The 12,735-nt window shown below is 66.0% G+C and carries 10 protein-coding genes, 2 pseudogenes and 2 riboswitches; of the genes and pseudogenes, 4 read left to right on the top strand and 8 right to left on the bottom strand.

Annotated elements, in window-relative coordinates; all coding sequences use genetic code 11:
• Nucleotides 1-607 precede the first annotated feature (607 nt).
• Nucleotides 608-994: pseudogene (istB, locus tag GLS40_RS16830) on the bottom strand (IS21-like element ISPkr1 family helper ATPase IstB); the annotation flags it as partial.
• A gap of 185 nt (nt 995-1,179) precedes the next feature.
• Nucleotides 1,180-1,298: riboswitch (TPP riboswitch) on the top strand.
• A gap of 98 nt (nt 1,299-1,396) precedes the next feature.
• Between istB and thiC the strand changes: the two are divergent.
• The 3 genes and pseudogenes from thiC (at nt 1,397) to thiE (ending at nt 4,646) form a co-directional block, all read left to right on the top strand.
• On the top strand, nt 1,397-3,211 hold the full coding sequence (gene thiC / locus GLS40_RS16835) for a phosphomethylpyrimidine synthase ThiC (protein WP_160383818.1): 1,815 nt from the start codon (nt 1,397-1,399) through the stop codon (nt 3,209-3,211).
• Nucleotides 3,208-4,011, top strand: a pseudogene (gene thiM / locus GLS40_RS16840) (hydroxyethylthiazole kinase). The gene thiC and the pseudogene thiM overlap by 4 nt, the downstream one beginning before the upstream one ends.
• The gene (thiE, locus tag GLS40_RS16845) at nt 4,008-4,646 is read left to right on the top strand and encodes a thiamine phosphate synthase (RefSeq protein ID WP_048534111.1); all 639 of its coding nucleotides are present in this window, start codon (nt 4,008-4,010) and stop codon (nt 4,644-4,646) included. The pseudogene thiM and the gene thiE overlap by 4 nt, the downstream one beginning before the upstream one ends.
• Here thiE and thiD read toward each other — a convergent pair.
• Both thiD and GLS40_RS16855 read right to left on the bottom strand, forming a co-directional pair.
• Complete coding sequence (gene thiD, locus GLS40_RS16850; RefSeq protein WP_048534113.1) at nt 4,635-5,441, bottom strand: bifunctional hydroxymethylpyrimidine kinase/phosphomethylpyrimidine kinase; 807 nt, start codon at nt 5,439-5,441, stop codon at nt 4,635-4,637. The two genes, thiE and thiD, sit on opposite strands and share 12 nt — an antisense overlap.
• On the bottom strand, nt 5,438-5,887 hold the full coding sequence (locus GLS40_RS16855; protein WP_160383819.1) for an NUDIX hydrolase: 450 nt from the start codon (nt 5,885-5,887) through the stop codon (nt 5,438-5,440). The genes thiD and GLS40_RS16855 overlap by 4 nt, the downstream gene beginning before the upstream one ends.
• 34 nt (nt 5,888-5,921) lie before the next feature.
• A riboswitch (TPP riboswitch) is annotated at nt 5,922-6,038 on the bottom strand.
• Nucleotides 6,039-6,137: 99 nt separating this feature from the next.
• Here GLS40_RS16855 and GLS40_RS16860 point away from each other — a divergent pair.
• Complete coding sequence (locus GLS40_RS16860; protein WP_043754018.1) at nt 6,138-7,289, top strand: HPP family protein; 1,152 nt, start codon at nt 6,138-6,140, stop codon at nt 7,287-7,289.
• 15 nt (nt 7,290-7,304) lie between these two features.
• Here the strand turns inward: GLS40_RS16860 and panC are convergent, their stop codons facing one another.
• The 5 genes from panC to nadA all read right to left on the bottom strand — a co-directional run bounded on the left by panC (nt 7,305) and on the right by nadA (nt 12,638).
• On the bottom strand, nt 7,305-8,192 hold the full coding sequence (gene panC, locus GLS40_RS16865; protein WP_160383820.1) for a pantoate--beta-alanine ligase: 888 nt from the start codon (nt 8,190-8,192) through the stop codon (nt 7,305-7,307).
• Complete coding sequence (gene panB, locus GLS40_RS16870; RefSeq protein ID WP_160383821.1) at nt 8,186-9,016, bottom strand: 3-methyl-2-oxobutanoate hydroxymethyltransferase; 831 nt, start codon at nt 9,014-9,016, stop codon at nt 8,186-8,188. The genes panC and panB overlap by 7 nt, the downstream gene beginning before the upstream one ends.
• A 124-nt stretch (nt 9,017-9,140) precedes the next feature.
• Nucleotides 9,141-10,001 (bottom strand): carboxylating nicotinate-nucleotide diphosphorylase, encoded by an 861-nt coding sequence (nadC, locus tag GLS40_RS16875; protein WP_160383822.1) that lies wholly within the window; start codon nt 9,999-10,001, stop codon nt 9,141-9,143.
• The gene (locus GLS40_RS16880) at nt 9,998-11,581 is read right to left on the bottom strand and encodes an L-aspartate oxidase (protein ID WP_160383823.1); all 1,584 of its coding nucleotides are present in this window, start codon (nt 11,579-11,581) and stop codon (nt 9,998-10,000) included. Before GLS40_RS16880 ends, nadC begins: the two co-directional genes overlap by 4 nt.
• A 4-nt stretch (nt 11,582-11,585) precedes the next feature.
• A complete protein-coding gene (nadA, locus tag GLS40_RS16885; protein WP_160383824.1) occupies nt 11,586-12,638 on the bottom strand; it encodes a quinolinate synthase NadA in 1,053 nt (350 codons plus the stop codon).
• Between the last annotated feature and the right edge of the window lie 97 nt (nt 12,639-12,735).

A 12,735-nucleotide genomic window follows, 5' to 3' on the forward strand; every position in this document is an offset into this window, starting at 1 on the left:
CGCAAACCCAGTTCGCAGTACGCGCAAGTGTGGGTCAAGGCGGATCAGTAGCGCATCATCTTGTGCTATCAGGGCTTCCTCATCAAGGATCGTCCATTGGTCCGGGGTCATAGCCACCCGATGTCCCCACAATGTAATGAAGGATCGCTTTCGCAGATCGGACCGCAAATTGATGAAAAATGTTCTGTGCGCTTGCAGTTCAAGATGGAATCTCTCACGCAGAAGCACCGCAATTCTCAACACTAGAATCGTCTGCCAAGTGAATTTGGCAGGGGAACCCTTCTTCTTTGGTCGGACATCGGCTGGTATCAGTGCACGCCTACTGGTCCACTCGCGAAGTTTATCCGTCGAAAGGCCAGTTAGTTCGGACGCCACTTGTGTCGGGACGTATCGCAGTGGGACCCTCCCCGAGAATGGGCACCATACCCGATCTTGACTAGAGAACGGGTATCATGCCCGTTCTTCTCAGTAAAGACTCCGGTTCCTCTCTCAAGCAGGCTCTCATCTAGAGTCCTTTGCCCTGCTGAGCACGCTATCTGTCAATCGGCACACAATCTTGACCCCTTATCGGCGTCCAAAAATGACCCCCTTGGAGCGTGAGTGTCGGTCATTCTCGGGTCTTGAAGCGCCAGCTCTCGTTGCCGGTTTCGACGATGTCGCAGTGATGGGTCAGGCGGTCGAGCAGCGCAGTGGTCATCTTCGCGTCGCCGAAGACCGAAGGCCATTCCCCGAAGTCGAGATTGGTCGTCACGATGATCGAGGTGCGCTCGTAGAGCCGGCTGATGAGATGGAACAGCAGCTGGCCGCCAGTTTGCGCGAAGGGGAGATAGCCGAGCTCGTCGAGTATCAGGAAGTCGAGGCGGCAGAGCAGGTCTGCTGTGCGCCCCTGTCGGTCGGCACGGGCTTCGGCATCGAGCTTGTTCACCAGGTCCACGACATTGAAGAAGCGCCCCCGTTCCTGGGCATAGGCCCGCAGCGCGTGGTGGCCGAGGCTGCGCTGACGGCGGCGCGAATTGACGATGGCGGTATGATCGAAGCGGGACATGCTGAACTCCTTTGGTTGAGTTCAGCCAGTTCAGCACAGATGGATCGCCCCGCCGAAATCATCCGCTGGAGCGGTAACGATAATGGCCCGTCTTATCATGCGTTGACATTTGCGCGCGCCCAGAACAGCCTGCGGGCACTCACCCGGGGGGTCTCGACAAGAGGCTGAGATACTGCTGGCACCCGTGCAGCGCAGTGACCCGATGAACCTGATCCAGTTCACACTGGCGTAGGGATGGTGCACTGGCCGCGCGGGCCCCGACCACTTTCGTGGAGGGCTATTCCCACACCGGCAATCCCATTCGACGCGGAACTGGGTCTCCAACGCTTTGAGCTATGGAGGCTCCGACCGATGAAAGATCTCAACCCAACCGTCACCACGGGCCCGCTGCCCGCCTCGCGCCGCGTCTGGCATGCGGGCACCCGTCACCCCGATATCCGCGTGCCCATGCGCGAGATCGACCTGCACCCCACGGCCGGGGAACCGCCCGTCACCGTCTATGACAGCTCGGGCCCCTATACGGACCCTGAGGCGACGATCGTCATCGACCGGGGCCTGCCGCGCCTGCGCGAGGGCTGGATTGCGGCCCGTGGCGATACCGAAACCTACGCAGGCCGGCATGTCACCCCTGCCGACAACGGCTTTGCCGAAGGCGCGCGGCTGACGCCCGAATTCCCCGTCCGCAACGCGCCGCGTCGCGCCACGCAAGGTCGGGCGGTGACCCAGATGGCCTATGCCCGCGCCGGCATCGTCACGCCCGAGATGGAATTCGTCGCGATCCGCGAAAACCTCGGGCGCAAGGCGCAGGCAGAGGCCCATGCACAGACATTGGCGCGCGACGGCGAAAGTTTTGGTGCGGAAATTCCGGATTTCATCACGCCGGAATTCGTGCGTGACGAGATCGCCAAGGGCCGCGCGATCATCCCCGCGAACATCAACCATCCCGAGGCCGAGCCGATGGCGATCGGGCGGAACTTCCTCGTCAAGATCAACGCCAATATCGGCAACTCGGCGGTGACTTCCTCGATGGCCGAGGAAGTGGAAAAGATGGTCTGGGCGACCAGATGGGGCGCCGACACGGTCATGGACCTGTCGACGGGGCGCAACATCCACAACATCCGCGACTGGATCCTGCGAAACTCGCCGGTCCCGATCGGCACGGTGCCACTGTACCAGGCGCTGGAAAAGGTCGGCGGCATCGCCGAGGACCTGAGCTGGGAGGTCTTCCGCGACACTCTGATCGAACAGGCCGAGCAGGGGGTGGATTACTTCACCATCCATGCAGGTGTGCGGCTGCACATGATCCCGATGACGGTGAACCGGGTGACGGGGATCGTGTCGCGCGGGGGCTCGATCATGGCGAAGTGGTGCCTGCACCATCACCGCGAAAGCTTCCTGTACGAGCATTTCGACGAGATCTGCGAGATCGCGCGCGCCTATGACGTGTCGTTCAGCTTGGGTGACGGGCTGCGCCCCGGTTCCATCGCGGATGCCAATGACGAGGCGCAATTTGCCGAGCTTGAGACCCTCGGAGAGCTGACGCAGATCGCCTGGGCGCGGGATTGCCAGGTGATGATCGAGGGGCCGGGCCATGTGCCCATGCACAAGATCAAGGCCAACATGGACAAGCAGTTGCAGGTCTGCGGCGAGGCGCCGTTCTACACGCTCGGGCCGCTCACAACGGACATTGCGCCGGGATACGATCATATCACCAGCGGCATTGGCGCGGCGATGATCGGCTGGTTCGGCACCGCGATGCTGTGTTACGTGACGCCCAAGGAACACCTCGGGCTGCCCGACCGCGACGACGTGAAGGTCGGTGTCATCACATACAAGATCGCGGCCCATGCGGCGGACCTCGCTAAGGGCCATCCGGCGGCGCAGATCCGCGACGATGCGCTCAGCCGCGCGCGGTTCGAGTTCAGGTGGGAAGACCAGTTCAACCTCTCGCTCGATCCCGAAACCGCTCGCTCTATGCATGACGAGACCTTGCCCAAGGAAGCCCACAAGGTCGCGCATTTCTGTTCGATGTGCGGGCCCAAGTTCTGTTCGATGCGCATCAGCCACGACATCCGCGCCGAAGCGCAGAAGGACGGCATGGCCCGCATGGCCGAGAAGTTCCGCGAAGGCGGAGACCTGTATATCCCGCTGGAGGACAAGGCATGAGCCAGAGCCCCGAAACCCTTCTGACCGCGCTGCGGGCCACGCCGCCGCTGGTGCAGTGCATCACCAACTACGTCGCCATGAACATCGCCGCAAACGTGCTGCTCGCGGCTGGCGCCAGCCCCGCCATGGTTTCCGACGTCGAGGAAGCCGAGGAATTTGCCGGGATCGCGGGGGCAGTGACGGTGAATATCGGCACCCTGTCGCCGCCCTTCGTCGCCGGAATGCGCGCTGCAATCCGGGGGGCGCAGGTCGCGGGGCGGCCCTGAGTGCTGGACCCGGTGGCCTGTCAGGCGACGTCCTATCGGCGCGAGGTTGTGCAGGCGCTGGTTGCCGAACGGCCGACGATCATCCGGGGCAATGCCTCGGAAATCCTGTCGCTCGCCGGGGAAGCCAGCCGGGGGCAGGGAGTCGACGGGCGTGATCCGGTCGCGGCGGCGGAAGAGGGGGCGCGTCGGCTGGCGCGCTCCAGCGGCGCGGTCGTCGCGGTGACGGGCGAGGTGGATTACGTGATCGACGGAGAGCGGGTCGTGCGGATCGAGGGAGGCTCGCCCTTCATGCCGATGAACACCGCGCTTGGCTGTTCGCTCACCTGTCTCTGCGGGGCCTATGCTGCGGTTGCGGAAGACGCCTTCGACGCCGCCGTCGCTGCGCTGGCGCATTTCGCCGTTGCGGGGGCGAAGGCGGATGAGGGCGCCTCGGGGCCGGGAAGTTTTGCGCCACGGTTCCTCGATGCGCTGGCGGCGGTTGCGCCCGAGGCGCTGTCGCGGGCGGCGATCCACGACGCGGCGGTGCCCGCGTGAGGCGCTGCCCTGACCTCTCGATTTACCTCGTGCTCGATCCCGGCCTGTGCGCCGGGGTCGGCATGGTCGAAACCGCCCGCGCTGCCGTCGCGGGCGGGGCGACGGTTGTGCAACTGCGCGACAAGGCGGCAGGCACCGCGCGGATGATCGAGACGGGCCGGGCACTGAAGGCGGCGCTGGCCGGAACCGGCGCGGTGCTGATCGTGAACGACGACGTGGAGGCCGCCGTTGCGATTGGTGCGGACGGTCTGCACATCGGGCAGGGCGACATGGCCGTGACCGAGGCCCGCGCCCGGATCGGTGCGGCGATGGTGCTGGGCCTGTCGGTCGAGACGCCCGCGCTGGCCGCCGCCGTCGATAAGGCGCTGGTCGAATACATCGGTGCGGGGCCGGTCTTTGCCACGCCCTCCAAGCTGGATCACAAGGCGCCTGTGGGTTTCGAGGGGCTGGCGGCGCAGGTTGCGGCCAGCCCGGTGCCCGCCGTGGCGATCGGCGGGCTGAAGACCGAGCACGTGGCGCAGGTCCTGAAGGCCGGGGCGCAGGGCGTCGCCGTGGTTTCCGCCATCTGCGGCCAGCCCGACCCCAAGGCCGCCGCCCGCGCCCTCAGGGACAGGATCGACGCGCTAACCGTCTGACGCCCAGAGCGCGTGGAAATGATGCACCGGCCCGTGCCCTTGCCCTACGTCCAGCGCATCGCTTTGGGCCAGCGCGGCGTGCAGATAGGCCTTGGCGCGGGCCACGGCCTCGGGCATCGGGTGATGCGGCAGCAGCGCCGCAATGGCCGAGGACAGGGTGCAGCCCGTGCCGTGATCGCTGGTCGTGGTGATGCGCGGCGCGCGGAAGGCCTGGGTGCCCTCGGGCCCGGCCAGAAGATCGGTGCTGTCCTCGCCCTCCAGGTGCCCGCCCTTGAGCAGCACGTGGTCCGACCCGAGCGCCATCAGCGCGGGCAGGGCGGCGCGCATGGCGGGGACGCTCCAGTCGTCGGGGCGGTCCAGCAGGACGGCGGCCTCGGGCAGGTTGGGCGTGATGACCGAAGCCAGCGGGACAAGCCGTTCGCGCACCGCCGAGACGGCCTCGGGGTCCAGCAGCGCATGGCCGCTTTTCGCCACCATCACCGGGTCGAGCACGATGTTGCGCGCCCGGTGATGCGTCAGCCGGTCGGCCACGGCCCCGGCGATGCCCGCGTTGGCGATCATCCCGATCTTGACCGCGTCGATGCGCACGTCCTCGAGCACCGCGTCGATCTGTGCGGCGACGAAATCGGGCGACAGCGCCTGAAAAGACCGAACGCCGCAGGTGTTTTGCGCCACCACGGCCGTGACGACCGAACAGGAATAAGCGCCGAGCGCCGACATGGTCTTGATGTCGGCCTGGATGCCGGCGCCGCCGGACGGGTCCGTGCCCGCAATGGTCAGGACGTTGGCGATCATGTCGGTGCCCCCGCCATCAGGGCTACGGCCTGGTCCGCAACTGCGCCGACATCGCGGCTGAGCGCGAGGCTGCCATCCGTCAGCGCGGCAAGGTCGATCCAGCGCGCCTCGAGCGCGTCATCTGCGGCAACCGGAACCCCGGCGATCCAGCGGAACAGAACGGCGATCAGGATGAAATGGCGGCGCAAGGTGCCGGTGCCGTCGTGATCAAAGGCGTCGAGCGCCGTGATCACCCGTAGCGGGTCTGCGGAAACGCCGGTCTCCTCGGCCAGTTCGCGGATGGCTGCGTCGAACAGGGGTTCGCCCTGGTCAATCTTGCCGCCGGGAAATCCCCAAAGGCCCGCATCGGGCGGATTGGCGCGACGCACGAGAAGCACCTGGGTGTCGCGCACGACTACGGCGATGGTCGCCGGGATCGGGCGTGGGTCTGTCGATTGATATGGCAAAGCGGCCTCGTCATGCTGAGGCCGGCAAGGGCAAGAGGTCTGCGCGATCCTGTCCCTTCGCCGGCATGATCCGGATCAGGTTCAAAGGGTCACCGCGCTGCAATCGCCAGCGATATCTCAGCCCCTTGTCGGGACACCCCTAGGTGAGAGGCAGCTTATCAGGCTGAGCGCCCGGTTCAATGCCGGGCGGATGTGCTTGCGCCTGCTGTCGGTTGCTGAAACTTTGGGCAAAACAGACGAGGAAGCAGTCATGGAATCCCTGTTCCGTTCGCTTGGCCCGGTCATCGGCCGTCCCTCGCCAGTCGAGGCCCTTCGTGCGGGGCTCGGCGCTCTGATCGGCCTTGGGGTGACGGGTGTATTCCTGTTGTCGCCCGTGGTCGACCTGACACTTGGGCTTTACCTGATTGCTCCGTTCGGTGCGACGTCGGTCCTGCTGTTCGCAGTGCCCAACAGCCCGTTGGCGCAGCCGTGGTCGGCGGTGGTGGGCAACACCCTCGCGGCACTGGTCGGTGTGGCGGTCTGTTCCGTGATCGCGGACCCTGTCCTGCGGATCGCCCTTGCGGTCGGGCTGACGATTACGGTCGGCATCCTGTGTCGCGCGATCCATCCCCCGGCGGGTGCGGTCGCCATGACAGCGGCGATGAGCCCGGAGGCGGTCGAGCGACTTGGGTTCTGGTTCGCGATCGCGCCCGTCGCCACGGGCACCCTCGCGCTGGTCGTCTGTGCTGCGATCTACGCCCGGCTCACGGGGCGCAGGTACCCATTCCGCCAGTTCGATGAGCCAAATCGCCACCGCACCGAAGATCCCGATCCCGCCAAGCGCATCGGGCTGTCCCGAGAAGAACTGACAGAGCTGCTGGACCAGTATCGCCAGTCGTTCAATCTGGGTGTCGAAGACCTAGCGCGGTTGATCGGCGCGGCCGAGTTGCAGGCCGCCGCGCACCGGACAGGTCCGCTTCTGGCGACCGACGTCATGTCGCGTGATCTGGTGACCATTGGCCCGGACACTCCGCTGTCAAAGATTGCGGACCTGTTCAGACATCATCGCTTCACATCGCTTCCGGTGACCGGGGTCGAGGGGCGTTATCTTGGCGTGATCTTCCAGATGCACCTGATCGACCGAGCGCGCGAGGATGCGCTTCGGCTCGACCGTGGCTATCTCGCGGCGTTTCGGCGCCTGATCGACCAGGATCGTACGCAGCCGGTTCGAGCCAAGGACATCATGAGCGTCGCCGGGCCTCGGGCGGTACCGGCGACTCCGGTCGGGGTGCTCCTGCCGATGATGGCCGATGGTGATGTCGATGCGGTGCCGATCCTTGAAAAGGGCCGGATCGTCGGCATCGTCACCAGGACGGATCTGATCGCCGCCCTCGCGCGGTCCGGGCTGCGGGCACAGGGCTGAGAGGCGGCGGCCCGGTCAGGCCGGTTCGAGCGGGTGATCTTTGCGAGTCGGGACGCTTGCGAGACCCGCGACAGGGACATTGTCGATCAGGCGCACGCCATCGAGCCAGGCGGCGAGGAAAAGGCGACCGGGGCGGTCTGCCCTGGTCATCAGCTTGAGGTCGGGATCGCTGCGCAACTCCAGGTAGTCGATCGTGTCGAACCCTGCAGAGAGCAGCGCCGCCCTGGCATTATCGAGGGCCTGCGCAACTTGTCCGCCGCGGGAGATGACACGCGCGGCGTCGTCCAGGACCTGGGCGATCACCGGCGCAATTTCGCGTGGCCCTTTGGCGAGCCGGAGGTTGCGCGAGGACATGGCGAGGCCGTCTTCCTCGCGAATGGTCGGACAGCCGACAATCTCGGTCTTCAGGTCCAGATCCTCGGCCAGGCGGGTCACCACCTGCAGCTGCTGGTAATCCTTTTCCCCGAAATATGCCCGGTCGGCGTCGGTTTGCAGGAACAGCTTGGTCACCACCGTGGCCACCCCGTCGAAATGCCCCGGCCGCGCCCCGCCACACAGGCCTTCGCTGACGCCGGTCACCGACACGGTCGTGGCGAAGCCTTCGGGGTACATCTGCGCGCCATCGGGCACATAGAGGATATCCGCGCCATAGGGCGTCAGCTTTTCTGCATCGCTGTCCTCGGTCCTGGGGTATTTCGCCAGATCCTCGGGGTTGTTGAACTGCTTGGGGTTCACGAACAGCGTCACGATCACCCGGTCGTTTTCGGCGCAGGCGCGGTCGACAAGGCTGAGGTGACCGGCGTGCAGCGCGCCCATGGTCGGCACGACGCCGATGCTCTCTCCGGCGCGGCGCCAGTCTTGGGTCATGGCGCGCAGCTCGGCCTTGGTGCGGATGATCAACATGTGCCTGGTTCCTCCTGCGAAAAGACATGTTCGGGGGCCGGGAAGCTGCGGGCGCGGACCTCCTGGGCGTAGGTGCGGATGGCGGTGCGGGCGTCGCTGGCAAGATCGCCATAGCGCTTGACGAACTTCGGCTTGAAGGCATCGAAAAGGCCCAGCATGTCGTCGATCACCAGGATCTGTCCGTCACAGCCTGAAGAGGCCCCGATGCCGACCGTGGGAATGTCGATACCCGCGGTGATCTGATCCGCCAGAGCGGCGGGCACCTTTTCCAGCACGACCGAGAACGCCCCGGCGCGGGTCACCGCATGGGCGTCTTCCAGGATCCGGTCCGCATCCGCGCCGCGTCCCTGCACCTTATAGCCGCCTAGCGCGTTTACCGCCTGTGGCGTCAAGCCGATATGGGCCATGACGGGGATGCCGCGACCCACGATAAAGCGGACCGTCTCTTCCATATTCGCGCCGCCTTCCAGCTTGACAGCGCCGGCCCCGGTTTCCGCCATCAGTTTGGCGGCATTGCGAAAGGCCTGGGCCGGGCTTTCCTCATAGCTGCCGAAGGGCATGTCGACGACCATCAGCGCGCGGCTGAGGCCACGGGCGACGGCGCGGCCGTGCAGCTCCATCATCTCCATCGTCACGCCGAGGGTCGAGGGCAGCCCGTGCAGCACCATGCCGACACTGTCACCGACCAGAACCAGATCGCAGTCCGCGTCCGCCAGCCGTGCCACGGGGGTCGTATAGGCGGTCAGGCAGACCAGCGGATCGGCCCCCTTGCGCGCACGGATGTCGGAGGCGGTGAGGCTGCGTTGTGGGGCGGATTGGCTCATGTAGGTCCTCCTCAGACAGGCTTCCGTGGGGTTACCCGGTTCGACGTTATTTCGCAAGCGCAGCGTAATATTATTGCGTTTGAATATGAGAAAACGTCATACATGTGCGTGGTGGGTTGTGGGCTCAGAAGTCCAGTCCCAAGTCCAGCACCCGCGCCGAATGGGTCAGCGCCCCGGACGAAATATAGTCCACGCCTGTCGCCGCGACCTCGGCGATGCGGTCCAGCTTCATGTTGCCCGAGGCCTCCAGCACCACCTGGCGGGCGGTCATTTCCACCGCCTTCGAAAGCTTTTCCGTGTCCATGTTGTCCAGCAGAACAACGTCTGCGCCGCCCTCGTCCAGCACCTCGGCCAGTTGGTCCAGCCGGTCGACCTCGATCTCGCAGCGGATCATGTGGGACGCCTGTGCCTTGACCGACTGCAGCACCGGGCGGACGCCGCCGGCGGCGGCGATGTGGTTGTCCTTGATCAGGATCGCGTCGGACAGGCTGAAGCGGTGGTTCAACCCGCCGCCATGCAGCACGGCCTGCTTTTCCACGATGCGCAACCCCGGCGTGGTCTTGCGGGTGCAGGTCACGCGGGTGTCGGTGCCGCGCGTTTCCGCCACGAAGGCCGCGGTCAGCGTTGCGATCCCCGACATGCGTCCGGCAAAGTTCAGCGCGACCCTCTCGCCCGACAGGATCGAGGCCGCATCGCCTTTGATCTCCATCAGCAGGTCGCCCGGCGCGATCACGTCGCCATCGGCCTTGTGCGCGGTGATTTTCAGCGCCGGATCGACCAGCCGAAACGCCAGCGCGGCGATTTGCAGGCCCGAGACGATCCCGGGTTCACGGGCGTTCAGCTGTGCGGAATAGGTGGTGCCGGCAGGGATGACCGTGCGGGTGGTGATGTCGCCATAGGTGCCCAGATCCTCCATCAGCGCGGCGCGGACGAGCGGTTCAAGGATCAGGTCGGGCAGTGGGGTCGATTTTGCACGGGGGCTCATGCCGGTTCCTTTCGGGTCGTGGTGTCGCGGATCGCCAGCGCGTCGTTCAGAGTCATCAGTGACCGGGTGCCGGATGCGCCGTCGGGCTGGGGAAAGTCCGACCGGAAATGCGCGCCCCGGCTTTCGCGGCGCATCAGCGCGGCGGCGGCGATCAGGGTGGCGGTGGCGGTCATGTTCTTTAGCGTCTCGCAGCCGGGTTGCGCGGCTTCGATCGCGGCGATCTGTGCCAGCGTCCGGTTCAGGCCATCTGCGGTACGGATCACGCCCGCGCCATCGGTCATCGCCTGCCGCAGCCGTGCGACCAGCGCAGGGTCAGGCGTTTCCGCCGGCAGAAGGTCGGGCAGGGTGACGGGCGCGACATCCGTGGGCGAAGGGAGCGTGGCATCAATCGCCAGCGCGCAGCGGCGGCCATAGACCAGCGCTTCAAGCAGCCCGTTCGAGGCCAGACGGTTCGCCCCGTGCAACCCGGTCGAGGCGACCTCTCCACAGGCCCAGAGGCCGGGCAGGGTGCTGGCCCCTTCCGCATCCGTCGCCACGCCGCCCATGTGGTAATGCGCGGCGGCGGCCACGGGGATGACCTGTGTCACCGGGTCCAGACCTGCCTGCTGGCAGGCGGCGGCGACGGCGGGGAAATCTGTCAGGATCTTTGCGCCAAGGGCGGTGCGGGTGTCTAGCGCGGGGGCCAGCCCTGCCTGCGTCTGGGCATAGACGGCGCGGGCGACGATGTCGCGCGGGGCCAGTTCCGCGTCGGGGTGGGCGTCCAGCATGAAGCGCTCGCCCTGTCGGTTGATCAGCGTGGCCCCTTCGCCGCGCAATGCCTCGGTCGCCAGCGGGGCAGGGTCCAGCCCGCAGGCCATGGCGGTCGGGTGGAACTGGACGAATTCGGCGTCGGCGATCTGGGCACCGGCGCGGGCGGCCATGCCGATCACCTGCCCCCGGATGCGCGGCGGATTGGTCGTGAGGGCATAAAGCCCGCCAGATCCGCCCCCGGCCAGCAACACGGCGGTGCCGCGCAGGGTGACGCAGGCGCTTTGGCCGGTATCGCAGCGGGCGACGGCCACGCCGGTGACACGGCCCTGAGCAACTTCAAGCCCCGTGGCCATCACGCCTTCGAGCACCTGGATGTGGTCGGCCTCGCGCACCTGTACGGTCAGGGCGCGCATGATCTCGGCCCCTGCCTGATCGCCCTGAACCCGCACCACGCGGGCGAAACTATGCGCCGCCTCGCGCGACAGAACATATGATCCGTCGGCTGTGCGGTCGAAGGGCGTGCCCAGCCGGGTCAGGTCAAGGATGTGAGCGCGCGCCTCGGCGGTGATGGACGTGGCGACAGTCGGATCGACGGTACCGGCCCCGGCGGTGACGGTATCGCGGGCATGAGCCTCGGCGCTGTCCGCCGGGTCCATCGCCGCCGCCACGCCGCCCTGCGCCCAGGCCGAGGACGCGCCCGTTCCCAAAGCCTCGGGAGAGATCATCAACACCGGACGCGGGGCCAGTTTCAGCGCCGCATATTGCGCCGCCAGTCCCGCGCCGACGATGATCACGCGGCCCGTTTCGATCGGCGTTTCGATCGGGGTCATCGCCCTAGCCGGCCATTTTTGCGGACAGATCGATCATGCGCTGAACGGCAACGCGGGCCTTGTCGGCGATCTCCGGGTCGACCTCGACCGCGCCTTCCATCGTGTGCAGCGACCACAGCACCTTTTCCAGCGTGATCTTCTTCATGTAGGGGCACATGTTGCAGGGGCCCACGAAATCCACATCCGGCAGCGCGTCCGAGATGTTCGAGGCCATCGAACATTCGGTCACGAGCATCGCCTTTTCCGGCCGCTGCTGCGTCACGTAGTCGATGATGCCGCTGGTCGAACCGGAAAAATCGGCCTCGACCACCACATCGGGCGGGCATTCGGGATGCGCGATGATCCTTGTGCCGGGGTTCCATTCGCGGAAATCCCGCAGATCCTGCGCGGTGTACTGTTCGTGCACGATGCAGGCACCGTCCCACCACACGATGTTTTTCTCGGGCACGAGATTGGCGATGTTCTGCGCCAGATATTTGTCCGGCGTCATGATGACCGTGTCGCTGTCCATCCCGCGCACGATCTGCACCGCGTTGGAGGAGGTGCAGCAGATGTCGGATGCGGCCTTCACCTCGGCGGTGGTGTTCACATAGGTGACGACCGGCGCGCCCGGATATTTAGCGCGCATTTCCGCGATGCCCTCCGCGGTGATGCTTTCGGCCAGCGAACAGCCGGCCTCCATGTCGGGGATCAGCACCGTCTTCGCGGGGTTTAGGATCTTGGACGTCTCGGCCATGAAATGCACACCGCATTGCACGATCACGTCGGCCTTCACCTTCGTCGCCTCGATCGCCAGCTGAAGGCTGTCGCCGACCACGTCCGCGATGCCGTGATAGATTTCGGGCGTCATGTAGTTATGCGCCAGGATGACCGCGTTGCGATCCTTCTTGAGCTGATTGATCGCCGCGACATAGGGCGCATAGATCGCCCAGTCGGGGGGCGTCACGACACGGTCCATCCGGGCGTAGATGTCAGCATGTGCCGTGGCGATGTCGGTGGACGGAGAGAGATCGTAGTGATCGGCGAGTTCGGCGCGCAGCGCGATCTGGTCGAGCAAGAGCGGAGTTCCTGAGGTTATTTCGGGTCGACGCGGAGGGCGCGACCGCACGCGGGTGGTGTCGGCTGGGAGGTGTTTACGGGCCGGCTTACCTAAG

This window comes from Pseudooceanicola pacificus (assembly GCF_009789075.1).
Lineage (GTDB): Bacteria > Pseudomonadota > Alphaproteobacteria > Rhodobacterales > Rhodobacteraceae > Pseudooceanicola > Pseudooceanicola pacificus.